Annotated in this window: 10 protein-coding genes; 7 read left to right on the forward strand and 3 right to left on the reverse strand. The window is 64.6% G+C overall.

Going from position 1 to position 17,792, the window contains the following annotated elements; translation table 11 throughout:
• Window positions 1–100: 100 nt before the first annotated feature.
• Window positions 101–889 carry a thermonuclease family protein gene (locus tag ACLFLU_RS13030; RefSeq protein WP_426412582.1) on the reverse strand — a complete coding sequence of 263 codons (789 nt, stop codon included), beginning with the start codon at window positions 887–889 and terminating at the stop codon, window positions 101–103.
• Between the two features lie 200 nt (window positions 890–1,089).
• Between ACLFLU_RS13030 and ACLFLU_RS13035 the strand changes: the two genes are divergently transcribed.
• The 3 genes from ACLFLU_RS13035 (at window position 1,090) to ACLFLU_RS13045 (ending at window position 4,270) form a co-directional block, all read left to right on the forward strand.
• Window positions 1,090–2,688 (forward strand): GMC family oxidoreductase, encoded by a 1,599-nt coding sequence (locus ACLFLU_RS13035; RefSeq protein WP_426412583.1) that lies wholly within the window; start codon window positions 1,090–1,092, stop codon window positions 2,686–2,688.
• A 7-nt stretch (window positions 2,689–2,695) separates the two neighbouring features.
• Window positions 2,696–3,145, forward strand: a complete 450-nt coding sequence (locus tag ACLFLU_RS13040; protein WP_426412584.1) for a hypothetical protein — start codon at window positions 2,696–2,698, stop codon at window positions 3,143–3,145.
• A gap of 105 nt (window positions 3,146–3,250) precedes the next feature.
• Window positions 3,251–4,270 (forward strand): S1C family serine protease, encoded by a 1,020-nt coding sequence (locus ACLFLU_RS13045; protein ID WP_426412585.1) that lies wholly within the window; start codon window positions 3,251–3,253, stop codon window positions 4,268–4,270.
• 47 nt (window positions 4,271–4,317) lie between these two features.
• Here ACLFLU_RS13045 and ACLFLU_RS13050 read toward each other — a convergent pair whose 3' ends face one another.
• On the reverse strand, window positions 4,318–8,145 hold the full coding sequence (locus ACLFLU_RS13050) for a beta strand repeat-containing protein (protein ID WP_426412586.1): 3,828 nt from the start codon (window positions 8,143–8,145) through the stop codon (window positions 4,318–4,320).
• Window positions 8,146–8,405: 260 nt separating this feature from the next.
• Here ACLFLU_RS13050 and ACLFLU_RS13055 point away from each other — a divergent pair, with 260 nt between their 5' ends.
• A complete protein-coding gene (locus ACLFLU_RS13055) occupies window positions 8,406–10,136 on the forward strand; it encodes an FAD-dependent oxidoreductase (RefSeq protein ID WP_426412587.1) in 1,731 nt (576 codons plus the stop codon).
• Window positions 10,137–10,277: 141 nt separating this feature from the next.
• Here ACLFLU_RS13055 and ACLFLU_RS13060 read toward each other — a convergent pair whose 3' ends face one another.
• Window positions 10,278–13,754, reverse strand: a complete 3,477-nt coding sequence (locus ACLFLU_RS13060; protein WP_426412588.1) for an indolepyruvate ferredoxin oxidoreductase family protein — start codon at window positions 13,752–13,754, stop codon at window positions 10,278–10,280.
• Window positions 13,755–13,919: 165 nt separating this feature from the next.
• Between ACLFLU_RS13060 and ACLFLU_RS13065 the strand changes: the two genes are divergently transcribed.
• The 3 genes from ACLFLU_RS13065 to ACLFLU_RS13075 all read left to right on the forward strand — a co-directional run bounded on the left by ACLFLU_RS13065 (window position 13,920) and on the right by ACLFLU_RS13075 (window position 17,445).
• Window positions 13,920–14,876, forward strand: a complete 957-nt coding sequence (locus ACLFLU_RS13065; protein WP_426412589.1) for a hypothetical protein — start codon at window positions 13,920–13,922, stop codon at window positions 14,874–14,876.
• Between the two features lie 204 nt (window positions 14,877–15,080).
• Window positions 15,081–15,779 carry a cysteine hydrolase family protein gene (locus tag ACLFLU_RS13070; protein WP_426412590.1) on the forward strand — a complete coding sequence of 233 codons (699 nt, stop codon included), beginning with the start codon at window positions 15,081–15,083 and terminating at the stop codon, window positions 15,777–15,779.
• Between the two features lie 10 nt (window positions 15,780–15,789).
• On the forward strand, window positions 15,790–17,445 hold the full coding sequence (locus tag ACLFLU_RS13075) for a regulator (protein ID WP_426412591.1): 1,656 nt from the start codon (window positions 15,790–15,792) through the stop codon (window positions 17,443–17,445).
• Window positions 17,446–17,792 lie beyond the last annotated feature (347 nt).

A 17,792-nucleotide genomic window follows, 5' to 3' on the forward strand; every position in this document is an offset into this window, starting at 1 on the left:
AGCGCTTGCGTACACATATAGGTGTAGCAACTCGCGACGGAGTTCAATTCCGGATCAATACTGTCTCCGGCTACCACTCACGGCTGCGTGAACCATCTGTTCACTTTGGCCGGCGGCAATTGTAGGCCTTGCGGAAGCCTGAGGCCTGCGCGTCGTCCTCCGAGCAGAACCAGCGGTCCGGCCTGGTGGTCGCGGCGTAGCTCGGGCAGCCCCGCAGATGATAGATGCCGATATTTCCGGTGACGCGCGCGCGCACCGCGAGCTTGCCCTTGATGGCGCAGCTCGGCGGCGCCGTCAGCTCCTCCGGAAACAGCACCGCGCGAATCTCCTTGTCGCGGTCGGCGCGGCAGGCGGCGCCGAGCAGGGAGCCGTCCTTCTTCCCGGTGCGGAATTCCTGCGGTGCAACAAAGCAGCCCTTCCAGATGCCGGCTGACGCTGTCTTGGCCTCGGCGGCCGCCGGCTTGACGTTGGCCTTGAGGGGCTCTCGCGCGATGGCAAAGCCCAGCTTCACCAGCTGCTCGTTCAACGAGACCTTGTCGCCCTCGACCGTGCAGATCGCGCGGTGGCGCTTGCCAAAATTCTTCTCTGGCCCGACATCGTCGCAACGCACGGACTTTCCGCCGATCAGCTTGGTGAGCTGGTCGCGGGCCTCGATGCCGCAGGTCCAGGGATCGGCGTGGTCGTCGATGCAGACCTGGTCCAGCTCGGGCGCGTCGACGCCGTCGAGCCGGTAGGTGACGTCGCCGAGCTGGATCGAATTGGCGTCCCGGACCGTCGCAGCCGCGGTCAGCGCGGTGGCGGGGTTGGAGGTCCCCAGAAATCCGGACAGAGCGAGAAACAAGACAAGCGCGAAGGCGCGGGCGGCGACAAATGAATTCTCGACGGACATAATTTCTCGCTATCGATTGCTCTTGCCCCTCGTTCCTAGCATCCGGATGGGACGATACCAATGGTCTGCGCTGTGCGAAGTGCGACATTCGCGGGCCAGCCTTTACTCGCCGGCCGGTCTGCCCCTATCGTTTGCCGGCCTTGTGAACCGCGATGGCCGAATCGCCCGGGAAGCGGCGAGGGCGGGAGGAAGACTTTTCGATGAAAGACCCCGTGGACGTCCTGATCATCGGCGCCGGCGCTTCGGGCGCCGCGGTGGCGTGGTCGCTGGCCGAGACCAAGATGCACATTCTCTGCCTGGAGCAGGGCGCCTGGATGAACCCGGCGGAATATCCCAGCACGGGCCGCGATTGGGAAGCCAAGTTCTACGGCGAGTGGTCGTCGAGCCCTAATGTTCGCGGCCGGCCCGAGGACTATCCGATCAACGATGACAATTCGCCGATCAAGGTCGTCAACTATAATGCCGTCGGTGGCTCGACGGTGATGTACACCGCGCACTGGCCGCGGCTGCATCCCTCCGATTTCAAGGTGAAGACGCTGGACGGCGTCGCCGACGACTGGCCGATCGATTACGACGCGCTGACCCCGTTCTTCGAAGAGAACGACCGGATCATGGGCACGTCCGGCCTGTCTGGCGATCCGCTCTCGCCTCTGACGCATCCGCCGATGCCGCAACAGCCGATGGGATTGTCAGGCGCAATCATCGGCAAGGCTATGAACAAGCTCGGCTGGCACTGGTGGCCGTCGGATACGACGGTCGCGACCACAGACTACGAGGGCCGCGCCCGCTGCATCAATCTCGGCCATTGTACGCCGGCCTGCGCGCAAGGCGCAAAATCCTCGACCGACATCACCTATTGGCCGCAGGCGGTCCGCGCCGGCGTCGAGCTGCGCACCCATTGCCGGGTACGCGAGATCACGACCGACGAGAACGGCATGGCCACGGGCGTGGTCTATTACGACAAGGACGGTGTCGAGCAATTCCAGCCGGCGCATGTCGTCATCATCGCCTGCAACGGCGTCGGCACGCCGCGGCTGCTGCTGAACTCGAAATCCGATCGTTTCCCGAATGGCCTCGCCAATTCGTCGGGCCTCGTCGGCAAGAATTTGATGTTCCATCCCTATGCACAGATCTACGGTTACGTGAAGGAGCCGACCGACAGCAACCGCGCGCCGCCGACCTGCCTGTGGAGCAAGGAGTGGTATGACACGGACCTCTCGCGCGGCTTTGTGCGCGGGTATGGCGTCCAGTTCGTGCGTGGGGCAGGGCCGGTGTTCGAGGCTGTCGTCAGCGAGCAGAAGGGCATTCTGCCCTGGGGCGCGGATCATCACCGCGTCTTCCGCAAGCTCAACGGCCATCGGCTCGGCTTCTCCGCAATCTGCGAGGATCTGCCGGAGGAGCACAACCAGGTCACGCTGGATCCCGTGCTGAAGGATAGCCACGGCATCCCCGCGCCGAAGATCGACTACACGATCTCCGAGAACAGCCGGAAGATGATGGATCATGCGCTCGCCCGCGGCCGGGAGATCCTCGAGACAGCGGGCGCGACCGACATCTGCGTCAACTCGCCGATCCCGTGGGGCGGCTGGCATCTGCTCGGCACCGCGCGGATGGGCACCGACCCCAAGCGCTCCGTCGTCAACGAATGGGGCCGCACGCATGACGTAAAGAACCTGTTCATCGTCGACGGCAGCATCTTCGTCACGTCGGGCGGCGTGAACCCGACGTCCACCATCCAGGCCCTCGCGCTTTACATCGCCGACCAGATGAAGAGCCGCCTCGCCAATTTGTTCGATTGAGGCCGTCATGTCCGCAAGTCTTCAGCTCACGCGCGCCCAATGCAGCGATCTTCGCACCATTGCCGCGATGATCGTTCCCGCCAGCGACGAGTACAAGGTGCCCGGCGCCGACGACCCCGCGATCCAGGCCGATATCCTTGCGACGCTCGGCCGCGACACCAAACTGGTCGTGGCAGCGCTCGACCATTTGGCGTTGCTCGCGGGCCAGCCGCTCGCCGAGCTCGATGCCGCCAGGCGCGATGCCGTGGCGCAGGAGTTTCGTAGCTCCGGCGGCGCGGCCGCGGCAACGCTCGTTCGCGTGGTGCTGCAATGCTACTACCGCGACGACCGCGTGCTGCGTTCGCTTGGGCTCGAGCTGCGTGCGCCGTTCCCCAAAGGCTATGTGCTCCCGGATGGCGACTGGTCGCTGCTCGATCCGGTCAGGTCCAGGTCCGGTACGTTGCGACGAGCGCCCTAGCCACTTGGGTAGTCAAGCGCTGGCAGTCCAGCCTTGCGCCCCGGGCAGGCCACTTGCGCGAGAGGGAACAGGCCACCATCTGTGTGAGCCTCAAGGACTCTTGCCATGTTGGATTTGACCTCAGACATCGCCGATGACGGATCGTCATCGCGAACGGCGGCGGCTGTCCCGGACAATGACCGGGCCGTGCTGGATGCCTATTCCAATGCCGTGATCGACGTGACCGACCGCGTCGGTCCCGCCGTCGTGCGCGTCGAGACCGGGCCGAAAGTGCCGAACGGCCGCGAGCGCGGCGGGCTGGGCTCGGGCATCGTGATCTCGCCGGACGGCCTCGTCCTCACCAACAGCCATGTGGTCGGCGCCTCCAAGGAGATCCGGCTGCGGGATGTCGAGGGCAATGTCGGCGACGCAAGGGTGCTTGGCGTCGATCCTGACACCGACTTGGCGCTGCTGCGCGCCAATGGCGTACGCGACTTGCCCTATGCCGCGCTTGGCAATTCAAAGACCTTGCGGCGCGGCCAGCTCGTGATCGCGATCGGCAATCCGCTTGGTTTTGAATCGACCGTCACCGCCGGCGTCGTCTCGGCGCTGGGACGCTCGATCCGCTCGGTCAGCGGACGCACCATCGAGGACGTGATCCAGACCGATGCCGCGCTCAATCCCGGCAATTCCGGCGGGCCGCTGGTGTCATCGAATGCGGAGGTGATCGGCATCAACACCGCCATCATCAGCGGCGCGCAAGGCATCTGCTTCGCGGTCGCCAGCAACACCGCGCAGTTCGTGCTGTCGGAGATCATCCGCCACGGCTATGTCCGCCGCGCCTTCATCGGCGTCGCCGGACAGACCGCGCCGGTCCCGCGGCGGCATGCGGTGCTGGCCGGCATCGAGAACAAGATGGGCGCGCTGCTCGCCCAGATCGAGCCGGATGGACCAGCGGCGAAGGCGGGGCTGTTGCCTGGCGACGTCGTGATCAGGCTGGATGGCGTCGAGATCAACGGCGTCGACGATCTGATCCGGGTGCTCGATCGCGACCGGATCGGCCGGCGGCTGGCCATGGACGTGCTGCGGCTCGGCCGCCTGCGCGGGTTCGACATCGATCCCATTGAGCGGAAGCCGCAGCGCTAACCCCTGGTCCGGAAAGCCAGTGGTGGCTTCCCGGAACCAGCGTGTTCCTAGGTGTGCGACGACGCCAGGAACGTCGCGACCGCGGCACCCGTCAGCCCAGGATCGGTGATGAGCGTGCCGCCTTGGAAATCGCTCCACGCATGGAAGTCCGCCGCGGCGTACTGGCCCAGCAGGGTGATGGCGGAACTGTGGGTCCCGTCGCTCACTGTGAGCAGCCCGCCGCTGTTGTCCTGATTGGCGGCGTAACCGAGCGTGGTGCTCGGACCGAACGCGATACTGGCGAGGTCGATGCCGATCTTCACTGCGAGATTCGCGAAGGGCGTCGTCATGGCGGAGAAATCCGGTCCCTTCCCGTTACCGTCCACGATGACTGCGCCGTTCTGGGCGCCCCCGACGACCGCGAGCGAGTCCACGTTGTGCGCGTTATAGTCGGCACTGACCGTGTATTTGAACACCAGCTTGGTCGGATCGCTTAGCGCCGAGGTCGCGGCGGCGTCATAGGTAGCGATCCCGCCATCATTGAGCGTCAGGGTCGGCGCGCCGCCGGTGACCGTCACAGCCCGGCTCATGGTCATGGTCAGCGTGATGACGTCGCCGGGCAGCTCGGTCCCGCTCGAAGGCGAGGCCACGAACGAGGTTATCGTCGTCGCCGGCGTCGAAACTTCGACGCTGGGAAAATTCGTGAAGGCGCCGGAAAAATCGGGCCCCTGACCCGACGCATCCAGGATGTTCGCGCCATTCGTATCGCCTCTCACGACCGCAAGGCCTTGCGGAGCGGAGAGATCGGACGCCGAGATCGTATATTTGAACACCAGCTTGGTCGGATCACCCAGCGCCGCGGTTGCGGCCGCGTCATAGGTGGCCGTCCCTCCGTTGTTGAGCGTCAGCGTCGGCGTTCCGCCCGTGACCGTCACGGCGCGGTTCATTGTCATCGTCAACGTCACCGTGCCGCCGGCAAATTCGATCGGCCTCGGCGCCGAGGCAACCATGGACATCACCGCAGTCGGTGGCAGCGCAATCGCAATGTCAGGGAAATTCGTGAAGGCTCCCGAGAAGTTCGGTGTGTGCCCCGCCGTATCCTGGACGATTGCGCCGTTCTGGTCGCCGCGCACGACGGACAGCCCGTTCGCCGGCAGGTTCGATGTCCCGACGGTGTAGCTGAACACCAGTTTAGCGGGATCGCCGAGGGCAGCGGTCGCGGCTGCGTCATAGGCCGCTGTCCCGCCGTTGCTGAGCGTGAGCGTCGGGGTGCCGCCCGAGACTGTGACGGACCCACTCATGGTCATCGTGAACACGATGGTGTCACCGCCGTGCTCGGTCCCGCTCGCGGGTGAGGCAACGAGGGACGTCACCGTCACCGACGGAAACGCGTCGATCTGAATACCGGGGAAATTCGCCGACGCTCCCGAGAAATCGGAGGACAAGCCCGACGCGTCCAGGATCGCGGCGCCGTTCCGGCTGCCGAATGTGACGTAGAGGCCGTTCACCGACTCGTCCGACGCCGTGACCGCGTAGCTGAAGACGAGCTTGGTTGGATCACCGAGCGCTGCGGTGGCTGCAGCGTCGTAGGTCGCCGTTCCGTTGTTGCTGAGCTTGAGCGTCGGCGTTCCCCCCGAGACCGTCACGGCGCGGTCCATGCCGATCGTGAATGTCAGGGTATCGCCGGCATGCTCGACGCCGTTGGCGGATGACGCGACCATGGAAACGACCGCCGCACCCGACGGGAGCTGGATAGCCGGGAAACTGGTGAACGCGGCCGTGAAGTCCGGATTATGTCCGGCGGCATCGACGATGACGGCGCCGTTCTGGTCGCCGCGCACGATCGCAAGACCATTCACCGGCGGATCCGACGCTGCGACCGTGTAGCTGAAGACCATTTTGGTCGGATCGCCCAGCGCCGCGGTTGCAGCCGCATCATAGACCGCCGTCCCGCCATTGTTGAGCGTGAATGTCGGTGTACCGCCCGACACGGTCACACCCTGGTTGAACACCAGCGTCAGCGTGATGGTCTGGCCAATCAACTCGGAGCCGCTCGCTGGCGACGCAAGCACGGCCGTGACGGTGGTCGGCCGCACCGACAGGCCGGTAAGACTTGCAGAGAGACCGCTGTAATCAGGCGCATTGCCGGCAAGATCCGTGATGGTCGCGCCGTTCAAATTGTGGTCCACGACCGCAAGGGCGTCGACCGGCGTGTCGGAAGCGCCGACCGTGTAACTGAAGGCGAGCTTGGTCGGATCCCCGAGGGCCGCGGTCGCGGCCGCGTCATAGGTTGCTACACCTCCGTCGTTCAAGGTCAGCGTCGGCGTGCCACCCGAAACCTGAATGGCCTCGCTGAACGAGAGAGTGAGCTTGATCTTTTGGCCGAGATGCTCCGCTCCGGAGGTTGGTGATGCGCTAATTGACACGAGTTGAGGAGGCGTCGTCTCGAGCGTCGCGGTGAAGACGGGCGCGTTTGCCGTTCCCGCGCCATTGGTCGCCTGCGCGGTCAGGCTGTTGGCGCCCTGCGCCAGCGTCACGCCGGCGAGGCTCCAATGGCCATCGGCCGTCGCCGTCGTCGTGCCGACCAGCGTCGCACCGTCATAGACCGATATCGTCTGCCCGGCGTCTGCAACGTCGATCGTGCCGTTGACGGCCACCGTGGGCGCGTTGGTCAGACCATCGCTCGCGCTCGCTCCGTTGTCAGGGGAAATACCCGTGATCGTCAGCGTGAGAGGGGCGACAACAAAACCGCTCCCGGTGATCTCGAACACCGTGCCCTTATTGGACGCCCCGCCGGATGAGGTCGTGCCGAACAGGTTGCCGTTGGCGTCGGCGATCAGGCTGCCTTGCGGGTACGCGCCGTTGCTGGACGTGAAGCTGATCAGCGTGTTGGGGGCGCTAGCATAGCCGCTGCCGGTCTTGGCGATCTCGAACACCGTGCCTAGGTTGTTCGCACCGCCGTAGTTTGTCGTGCCGAACAGGTCGCCGTTGGCATCGATGATCAGGCTATCGACCGGGTTGGCGCCATTGCTGGAGTTGAAGCTGGCCAGGGTGGTGGGGGCGCTGGCATAGCCATTGGCGGTCTTGGCGATTTCGAACACAGTCCCATAACCATTCGCCCCGCCATAGGTTGTCGTGCCGAACAGGTTGCCGTTGGCATCGGCGACCAGGCCGCCTTGCGGGCTGCCGCCGTTACTGGAGGTGAAGCTGGCCAGGATGGTGGGAGCGCTGGCATAACCCTTGGCGGTCTTGGCGATCTCGAACACAGTCCCATAGCCGCTCGCCCCGCCACCCGCGGTCGTACCGAACAGGTTGCCATTGGCATCGGCGATCAGGCTGCCCATCGGAACGGCGCCATTGCTGTAGTTGAAGTCGACCAGCGTGGTGGGGGCGTTGGTATAGCCGGTGTCGGTTTTGGCAATCTCGAACACGGTCCCATAACCATTCGCCGTGCCGGAGACTGTCGTACCGAACAGGTTGCCGTTGGCGTCGGCGATCAGGTTGGACGGCTGGGCGCCATTGCTGTAGTTGAAGTTGACCAGCGAGGTGGGAGCGCTGGCATAGCCGCCGTCGGTCTTGGCGATCTCGAACACGGTCCCGGAACCACCCGCCCCGTTCGCGGATGTCGTGCCGAACAGGTTGCCGTTGGCGTCGGCGACCAGGCTGCCGTACGGGTAGGCGCCATTGCTGGAGTTGAAGCTGACCAGGACGGTAGGGACGCTGGCATAGCCGTCGGCGGTCTTGGCGATCTCGAACACGGTCCCACGGTTATTCGCCCCGCCGCTGTCAGTCGTGCCGAACAGGTCGCCGTTATTATCAAAGATCAGCTTCCCGTCCCACGGACCGCTGCCGTTAGTCCCGTCGAAGCTCACCAGGGTCGTCAGCGTGGCAGTCATGGTCTTCTCCTCCCCAGCGGATCGCGCTGGACACGTCGCTGCGGCGCCGCGGCGGATCAGCTCCGCTGCAGCCTGCGAATTAGTTGAACGCTGAGGGTGAGAGAACCTGCGCCCCGGTCGCCCCAGTTGTGGGACAGCTAAAGTAGTTATGTTATGTGTTAACGACATTAACATGAAGGGGCGGCGAGCAAGTCGCTATCGCCTGACCTTGTCCGAACGCGGTATGACAATGGCATGCCTCGTTCACGACGCCTTGCCGCATGATGCCGGCGCACGAAACCTACGACGTCATTGTCATCGGCGCTGGCGCCGGTGGCATGACGGCCGCGGCCGTGGCCGCTGCCGAAGGGCTGCGCGTGCTGGTGATCGAGAAGACCGCCTTTGTCGGCGGCACCACCGCGTGGTCTGGCGGCATGGTCTGGATCCCTGCCAATGCCAAGATGAAAGAGGCGGGGCTCTCCGACAGCGTCACGGATGCCGTCCGCTATCTGTCGAGCACGGTGCCTGAGCCGGCGAACGCCGGACTGCGTGCCGCCTTCCTCGCGCGCGGGCCGGAGGCGGTCGCCTGGCTCGAAGCCAACACGGAAGTTCGCCTGAAGCCGGTGAACGCCTATCCCGACTATTATCCGGAGCGGCTGGGTGCGACGCCGGGCGGGCGCGTGCTCGAGCCGGTTGTCTTCGACGGCACACGGCTGGGCGCGAATTTTGCCCGGCTGCGTGCGCCGCTGCCGGAGTTCACGCTGTTCGGCGGCATGATGGTCAATCGCCTCGACATCCCGCATCTGCGCCGGGTCGGGAAATCATTGCGCTCGACCTTGCGCGCGGCGCGACTGGCCTCGGAGTACGCGCTGCAGCGGCTGCGCTGGCCGCGCGGCACGACGCTGCATCTCGGCAATGCGCTCGCCGCGCGGCTTTACGCCTCGCTGCTGGCGCGGCAGGTTGAAATCCTCTTCAGCGCCGATGTCGAGGACTTGTCGATGCAGGGCGATCGTGTCAGTGGCGTGGTCATACGCCATGGCTCACGCGACCGTTTGATCGCCGCGCGCCGCGGCGTGGTGCTCGCGACCGGCGGCTTCTCGCACGATGCGACATTGCGCAAACGCCTCTTCCCTGCGGCGGCCGGCTTCGTGTCGGCCACTAACACGGCAGGCACCGGCGACGGGCTTCGCCTTGCGACCGCAAGCGGCGCCGCGCTCAACACCGAGGCGACGAGCCCGGCCTATTGGGTGCCGGCCTCGCTGTTCCGGCGCGACGATGGAAGTCGTGGTGTTTTCCCGCACACAGTGACCGACCGTGCCAAGCCCGGCGTGATCGCGGTGAATGCGGCGGGGCGGCGTTTCGTCAATGAGGCGTTGTCCTACCATGAGTTTGTGCTTGCCATGCTGCGCGACGGCCATGGCGAGCCGGATCGGCCGTTCTATTTGATCTGCGACCGTCAGTTCCTGTGGAGCTATGGCCTCGGTCGCATCAAGCCGTTCACACGCAGTGTGCGACGTTATGTGGCAAGTGGGGAGTTGATCGAGTCGCCTGACATCGCAGAGCTCGCAGCCAAGATCGGCGTCAAGCCGGCCGTGCTTACGGCAACGATCGCGGCCTATAATGATGGTGCCAAGGAGGGGCGCGATCCCGAATTCGGCCGCGGTAGCACCATCTATCAGCGGCACCTCGGTGACTTCAGCCACAAGCCCAATCCTTGTGTCGCGCCGATCCTTCGCGGCCCTTTCTTCGCGATGCGCATCTATCCGGCCGATCTCGGCACCGCCATCGGCATGAAGGTCGACGCGCAGGCGCGCGTGCTGCGCGAGGACGGCACGCCGATCGCGGGCCTTTACGCCTGCGGCAACGACATGGGCTCGATCATGAACGGCAACTATCCGGGCCCGGGCATCACGCTCGGACCGGCGCTCACGTTCGGGTATATCGCCGGCAGGCATTTGGCGGAGGGGAGTGTGGCAGCGACGCCGAGCGCCGCGAAGGGCTCCGTTTTGTAGTTGCGGTCTCCGCCGCGTCCGCAATCTCCGTCATTGCGAGCGCAGCGAAGCAATCCAGGCTGCCTCCGCGGAAGGACTCTGGATTGCTTCGTCGCAAGGGCTCCTCGCAATGACGGACGGAGAGAGTTTAGGCTCTAACGGCTACTCCGCCGCCACCGCAAAGCGGCTGTTCTCGAGCTCCGCTTCCAGCCGCGCCTTCTCGACCGCCGCCAGCTTGACGTTCGCTTCCTTGACGTGGCCGAAGCCGCGGATCTTTTCCGGCACGCGCGCGAGCCTTGCCAGCAGCGGAATTTGCTCCGCCTTCAGCCCGGCTGTCCGCTGATCGATCATCGCCAGATAATCAGCAACCAGCTTCCGCTCGGTCCGGCGCTCCTCGGTGCGGCCGAACGGGTCGAGCGCGCCGCCGCGCAGGAACTTCAGCTTCGCAAGAACGCGGAACGCGTGAAGCATCCAGCCGCCGAACTCCTTCTTCTGGAGATGCCCGGTCGTCTTGTCACGCTGCGCGAAGATCGGCGGGGCGAGGTAATATTTCAGCGTGAATTCGCCGTCGAACTTCTCCGACACCTTCTTGGCAAAGCTGCCGTCAGTGTAGAGCCGCGCAACCTCGTACTCGTCCTTGTAGGACATCAGCTTGAACAGGTTTTTCGCGACCGCCTCGGTCAGCTCCGTCGACGCGGGCGAGGCGGCCGTTTCCGCCTTGCGCACCTTGGCGACGGCGGCGAGATAGCGGTCGGCATACGCTTTGTCCTGATACCCGGTCAGGAATTCGGCGCGGGTTGCGATGACGTCGTCGAGCGATTTCGTCGGAGCAGACGCCCGGCTCTTGAACTGAAGCACGCTGCGCACCCGCGACATGTCGTGGGCCGCCAGACGTCCCCAGGTGAAGGCGAGCTTGTTCATCTCGATCGCGGCGCCGTTAATCTCGATGGCACGCAGCAGCGCCTCCAGCGACAGCGGGATCGCGCCCTTCTGGAAGGCGAAGCCGAGCATGAAGGGATTGGTCGCGATAGAATCGCCCATCAGCGCCGCGGCGATGCCCGTCGCGTCGATGATATCGAGGCTCTTGTCGCCGACGGCGTCGCGCAGCACGGTCTGCATCGTGCCCATCTCGAAATCGATATCGGGGTTTTGCACGAAGCTGGCGGTCGGCTGCAAATCGGCGTTGATATAGGCCTTGGTCACCCCGCGCTCGGCGCGGCTGAGTGCGGCGGGGCCGGCCGAGACGATCATGTCGCAGCCGAGGATGACATCGGCACCGCCGGTGGTGATGCGGACCGCCGAAATATCCTCCGGCTTCGGCGCGATACGGACATGGCTCATCACGGCGCCGTTTTTCTGCGACAGGCCGGTGAAGTCCAGCGCCGAGCAGCCGCGGCCGTCGACATGGGCGGCCATGCCGAGCAGGGCACCGATGGTGATGACGCCGGTGCCGCCGATGCCGGTGACGAGGATGTTGTAGGGGCCTTCGAGCTCACGCGCGGGCGGCAGCGGCAAATCGGCGAAGAGCTGGCCTGAGTCCACTGCCGATGTCTTCATGCGCTTTAATGAACCGCCATGGACGGTCACAAAACTCGGGCAAAAGCCCTCGACGCAGGAAAAGTCCTTGTTGCAGTTCGACTGGTCGATCTGGCGCTTGCGGCCGAACTCGGTTTCCAGCGGCTGCACCGAGACGCAGTTGGAGGCCTGCGAGCAATCGCCGCAGCCTTCGCAGACGAGCTCGTTGATGAAAGCGCGCTTGGCGGGATCGGGATAGAGCCCACGCTTGCGGCGGCGGCGTTTTTCCGCGGCGCAGGTCTGGTCGTAGATGACCACCGTGAGGCCCTGGATGTCGCGCAGCTCGCGCTGCACGGCATCGAGCTCGCGGCGGTGATGGATCGTCGCGCCCTGCGGGAAGTAGTTGCCGTCAGGGTATTTGGTCGGATCGTCCGAGACGATCGCAAGGCGCTTGACGCCCTCGGCCCAGACCTGGTGTGCGATCTGTGCGACGTTGAAGGCGCCCTCGGCCGGCTGGCCGCCGGTCATCGCGACGGCGTCGTTGTAGAGGATCTTGTAGGTGATGTTGATGCCGGCGGCCGATGCCGCGCGAAGGGCGAGGAGCCCGGAATGCGTATAGGTGCCGTCGCCGAGATTCTGAAAGATGTGCTTCTCGCTCGTGAAGGGCGACTGGCCGATCCAGTTCACGCCCTCGGCGCCCATATGCGAGATCAGGTCGGTGCGGCGGGTCGGCATGCTCAAGGCCATGCCGTGGCAGCCGATGCCGGCCATGGCGCGGCTGCCCTCGGGCACCTTCGTCGAGGAATTATGTGGGCAGCCCGAGCAGAAGAACGGCGTGCGCGCGAGCTTGATCTGCGTGCTTGACGTGACGGGATTGTCGAAGGCCTCGAGCCGGGCGAGGCGCTGCTCCAGCAGCGGGCTGTGATGCCCGAGCTTGCGCAAGCGCGCCACCAGCGCGCCCGCAACGATGGTCGGGGTCAGCTCGCCCTCGCTCGGCAGCAGCGGCGCACCGCTCTCGTCGCGTTTTCCCGTGACGGTCGGACGCCGGGACGCATCGATGTTGTAGAGGATGCGCATCAGCTGGTCTTCGATGAAGCCGCGCTTTTCCTCAACCACCAGCACGTCCTGAAGGCCTTCGGCAAAACGCCTGGCGCCGCTTTCCTCCAGCGGCCAGGTCAGTGCGACCTTGTAGATGCGAAGGCCGAGATCCTGCGCGTCCTTGTCGGTGATCCCCAGGTCGGCGAGCGCCTGGCGCAGATCGAGATAGGCCTTGCCGGTCGCGACAATGCCGAGCCGCGCGGGCTTTGAATCGAGCACGATGCGGTCAAGCTGGTTGGCGCGGGCAAAGGCGTGCACCGCGGCCATCTTCGGGCCGAACAGCCGTCGCTCGGCCTCCAGCGGCGGATCGGGCCAGCGGATATTGAGGCCGCCCGGTGGCATCTCGAAATCGTCTGGGATTACGATCTTGATGCGTTCAGGGTCGCTGTAGATCGATGCTGAGCTCTCCACGGTCTCGCTGATCGCCTTGAAGCCGACCCAGCAGCCGGAGAAGCGCGACAACGCAAAACCATAGAGGCCGAGATCGAGATAATCCTGCAGCGTTGCCGGATTGATCACGGGGATCAGCGCGGCCGCGAAGACCTGCTCGCTCTGATGCGCCAGCGTCGAGGATTGGCAGCCGTGGTCGTCGCCGGCGAGCGCGAGCACGCCGCCATTGAGCGACGTGCCGGCCGCATTGGCATGCTTGAGCGCATCAACCGAGCGGTCGACGCCGGGGCCCTTGCCGTACCAGATGCCGAACACGCCATCGACCTTGGCGCCAGGAAACAGGCCGACCTGCTGGCTGCCCCAGACCGCGGTCGCAGCTAAGTCCTCGTTCAGGCCGGGCACGAAGGCGATATCGTGCTGCTGAAGGTGCGACTTCGCGCGCCACAGCGCGTGATCGTACATGCCGAGCGGGGAACCGCGATAGCCGGAGATGAAGCCGCCGGTGTTGAGCCCCTGGAGCCGGTCGCGTTCGCGCTGCAACATAGGCAATCGAACCAGGGCCTGCGTGCCGGACAGGAAGATACGCTTCGATTCGAGCCGGTATTTGTCGTCCAGCTCGACCTGCATCAGCGTCATTTCAGAAGTCCTTGCTTTTCTTGGTCGGGCGGGGATTTTGCGCCGCGGAATGAGCTGCGGCTTGCGAAGCGGGAACAGGCAGTCAAAAGCATGGGCCAGCGAAGTCAATACGGCTAGCCGCATCCGTGGCGCTCCTGCTAGTCATGGCTTCGACCGGAGGACATCATGGCTGCAAACGCGTTCGACACCGAGATCACAGAGACTGCCGAGGCGCTGATCGGGCCGTGGCGTCAGCCGCGGCAGATGCTCCACGCGCAAACTTACGACGCGCATGCCTCGATCCATGACGACGCCACCGCGCAGAAGCTCGGCTTCAAGGGCGGCACCATCGAGGGTCCCACGCATTTCAGCCAGTTCGCGCCGCTCGGCGCGCGGTTGTGGGGACAGGCGTGGTTCGAGAGCGGCTGTCTCTCCGCGCATTACCGCAACGCCTGCTTCGAGGGCGAGGAGGTGCAGGCGATCCTGTCGAAGCCGCTGCCGGGCACGACCCAGTGCCAGATCCAGATGGTCAAGCGCGACGGCACCGAAGTGCTGCGCGGTACAGCCTCGGTCGGCGATGCGCAGATAGCGACTGCGCTGGAGACGCGCCTGACCGAGCTCAAGCCGCTTGCCGATCCCGTGATCCTGCGCGACGTGAACGTGGCGCAAACGAGCAAACGGCAGACGGTGCGGATGGCGTTCGACCAGAACATGGGCGACCTCTATCCGTTCTCGCTCAAGCAGAAGCTCGCCGTCATCACCGAGAGCTCCCCGTATTATGCGAGCGCCGACAACCCTTGGGGCAAAGCCATCATCCCGATGGAGATGCTGAGCGTGCTGTTCCAGTACCGTTCCAAGGACGATCCGCTGCCGGCGAAGGGGCCGGCCGTCGGCCTGTTCGCCGACCAGGAGATCCGGCTGGTGAAGGGGCCGCTCTTCGTCGACGAAGACTATGAAGTCGAGCGCGAGGTCGTCGCGCTCTCCGGCAGCCGCCGCACCGAAAGTGCCTGGATCAAGACGCGCGTGTTCGACACGGCGGGCGCGATGGTCGCCACCATGCTGCTCAACATGGCGACGCTGAAGGACTCTTACGCACACTATGAGGAGGAGCATCGGCGGCTGTATGGAGATACTGCCCGCTAAAAAAGCGAGCTTCGCTGCCGCTCATCCTTTGAGCAAATGCACGTCGCAAAGCCGTCGCACAGCGAATAAGCAGACGCGATCTCTTCCGATAACGTTCTGACAGCGCAGCAGATTTCCCCGCGCTGTCGGTCCAATCGCTATTGTACACAATGGCACGGCGCTTGCAGAACTCCTGGCAAAGAGAGTTCTCGCGGGGCCTGCGTCATGTTGAACTCAACCAAGCCGACACTGGGCGTCATCAGCGCCGAGCCCGAGCCGATCAAGCTCGACTGGGCGAGCACCGCGCTCGTGATCATCGACATGCAGCGCGATTTCATGGAGCCCGGCGGCTTCGGTGAAACGCTCGGCAATGACGTCAGCCAGCTCGCGCGTGCGGTGAAGCCGATCGGCGCGCTGCTCAAGGCGGCGCGCGACACCGGCATGCTCGTGGTCCACACCCGCGAGGGCCATCTGCCCGATCTCTCCGATGCGCCGCCGGCGAAAGTCGAGCGCGGCGCGCCGTCCTTGCGCATCGGCGATCCCGGCCCGATGGGCCGCATTCTCATTCGCGGTGAAGCCGGCCACGACATCATCCCCGAACTTTATCCGCTCGACAGCGAGGTCGTCATCGACAAGCCCGGCAAGGGCGCGTTCTACGCCACCGAGCTCACCGACGTGCTGGAGAAATACGGCATCGAGAACCTTCTGGTGTGCGGCGTCACGACAGAGGTGTGCGTCAACACCACCGTGCGCGAGGCCAACGACCGCGGCTATCGCTGCGTCGTCATCTCGGATGGCTGCGCATCCTACTTCCCCGAGTTTCACGAGATGGGCCTGAAGATGATCAAGGCCCAGGGCGGCATCTTCGGCTGGGTCGCGGACTCTGCCGCAGTACTGGAGGCGATGAAGGTTTCGACCACATAGGGGTAGCATCATGAGCACATCGACGGGAACGGCCGGCAGGTCTGATCTGAACAAGTCCGCTTTTCAGCCGGCACTATGGACACCGGGCGACTGGAACGCATTTTTCGGCTTCGGCACCAACATCCTCGTCAACATGCTGGTGCTCACGGGCCTGTTGCGCTTCGTGCTGAAGATGCCGGACAGTCTCGTGTTCGGCCGCATCCTGCCCGCGCTGGGGCTGATGATGTGCCTTTCCACCTTCTACTATGCGTTCCTCGCTTATCGCCTTGCGCAGAAGACCGGCCGTAGCGACGTTTGCGCGCTGCCCTCGGGCGTCAGCGTGCCGCACATGTTCATCGTGACCTTCGTGATCATGCTGCCGGTGACGCTCAAGACCGGTGATCCCTTGAAAGGCTGGTCCGCGGGTCTGGTCTGGGTGTTCTTCCAGAGCTTTATCCTGATGATCGGCGGCTTCATCGCGCCGTTCATCCGCAAGATCACGCCGCGCGCCGCGCTGCTCGGCACGCTTGCCGGCGTCTCGTTGACCTTCATCGCGATGCGCCCGGCGCTCGAGATGTACATGACGCCGCAGATCGGTCTGGTCTGCTTCGCTGTCATTCTCGTGAGCTGGTTCGGTGGCGTCAAATATCCGAAGGGAATTCCGGCCGGTCTCGTCGCGATCGTGGTTGGCATGATCATCGCCTGGGGCTCGAACCTGTTCGGTCTTAGCCTGGGCGGATTGAGCCTCAAGGGCGTCGGTGATGCCTTCGCCAATTTCGGCTTCTCGGTTCCGATCCCGGCGGTGGGCTACGTCTTCTCCGGCTTCGAATATCTCGGCGTCATCCTGGTCACCGCCATTCCGTTCGGCATCTATGACCTCGTCGAGGCCATGGACAATGTCGAGAGCGCGGAAGCCGCCGGCGACGAATATCCGACCACGCGGGTGCTGACCGCCGACGGCGTCGTCAGCCTGATTGGCTGCCTGATGGGCAATCCCTTCATCAACGCGGTCTATATCGGCCATCCCGGCTGGAAGGCGATGGGCGGCCGCATCGGCTATTCGGCTGCGACCGGCATCATGGTGGTAGTGCTGTCCTGGTTCGGCGTCATTTCGGTGCTGCTGGCGCTGGTGCCTGTCGTCGCGATCTCGCCGATCCTGCTCTATATCGGCATGCTGATGACCGCACAGGCCTTCCAGACCACGCCGTCGAAGCACGCGCCCGCCGTGGCTCTGGCCTTCACGCCTCATCTCGCCGCCTGGGCCAAGCTTCAGATCGACACGATGCTGGGTTCGACCATGAATGCGGCGGCGACGGTCGGCGGCATGGCCGCCGACAAGGCCGACGCTGTCAAGGCTGCCGCGATCGCAGCACTGCCACAGCAGGGTGTGTTCTATCACGGACTCGAAGTCATTGGCGGCGGCTCCATCCTCGGCGGCCTCATCCTGGGTGCGATCGGCGTCTTCATCATCGAACGTGACTTCGAAAAGGCGGCGGCCTTCGCTCTCGTCGGGGCAGTGCTGACCTTTTTCGGCTTCATGCATGGCGAGGCCGTCGGCATCGGCGTGACGCCTGCGGTGGCCTTTGCTTATGCCGTGATGGCAGCCGGGCTGTTCGCGGCCAGCAGGCTCGGCACCACCGAGCACTACGCCTCGCATCCGGAGATGTCGGCAGCGCCGGCGGAATAGGTTCGGCAAGCATGGATCCGGCCGGGCGGCGTCGTGTCGCCCGGCCGCTGCTTGTCTTCCGTCCCAAGCACGCGGCCCCGGTTGAATTTGCTGCGCCTGAAAAGGCAGATGTTGCGGTAATCCGCTATGGGGCCAGAAGCGGACATCGATCGGAGTATCGATGCCGCCCCAAGGGGCCAAGTTCCGAAAGGGAAGGTTCTACGACTTAAAGTGCAAGTACGTTCGAGGCGTGTTGTAGTAGAATTGGGAGCGTGGACGTTGACCGAGAGTCCATCATCTCGCGACGGCGAGTACGCCCCGAGAGAACGTCTCCGTCGGCTCTAACGAGCGATCAGCTTCAGGGGCGG

It is taken from the genome of Bradyrhizobium ganzhouense (assembly GCF_049949285.1).
Taxonomy (GTDB): Bacteria; Pseudomonadota; Alphaproteobacteria; order Rhizobiales; family Xanthobacteraceae; genus Bradyrhizobium; species Bradyrhizobium ganzhouense.

Excerpts from the sequence above, each read along its gene's own strand:
- ACLFLU_RS13030 (WP_426412582.1), bottom strand. The coding sequence starts at position 889 with ATGTCCGTCGAGAATTCATTTGTCGCCGCCCGCGCCTTCGCGCTTGTC.
- ACLFLU_RS13065 (WP_426412589.1), top strand. The coding sequence starts at position 13,920 with ATGGCTGCAAACGCGTTCGACACCGAGATCACAGAGACTGCCGAGGCG.
- ACLFLU_RS13070 (WP_426412590.1), top strand. The coding sequence starts at position 15,081 with ATGTTGAACTCAACCAAGCCGACACTGGGCGTCATCAGCGCCGAGCCC.
- ACLFLU_RS13075 (WP_426412591.1), top strand. The coding sequence starts at position 15,790 with ATGAGCACATCGACGGGAACGGCCGGCAGGTCTGATCTGAACAAGTCC.
- ACLFLU_RS13055 (WP_426412587.1), top strand. The coding sequence starts at position 8,406 with ATGATGCCGGCGCACGAAACCTACGACGTCATTGTCATCGGCGCTGGC.
- ACLFLU_RS13040 (WP_426412584.1), top strand. The coding sequence starts at position 2,696 with ATGTCCGCAAGTCTTCAGCTCACGCGCGCCCAATGCAGCGATCTTCGC.
- ACLFLU_RS13050 (WP_426412586.1), bottom strand. The coding sequence starts at position 8,145 with ATGACTGCCACGCTGACGACCCTGGTGAGCTTCGACGGGACTAACGGC.
- ACLFLU_RS13035 (WP_426412583.1), top strand. The coding sequence starts at position 1,090 with ATGAAAGACCCCGTGGACGTCCTGATCATCGGCGCCGGCGCTTCGGGC.
- ACLFLU_RS13060 (WP_426412588.1), bottom strand. The coding sequence starts at position 13,754 with ATGACGCTGATGCAGGTCGAGCTGGACGACAAATACCGGCTCGAATCG.
- ACLFLU_RS13045 (WP_426412585.1), top strand. The coding sequence starts at position 3,251 with ATGTTGGATTTGACCTCAGACATCGCCGATGACGGATCGTCATCGCGA.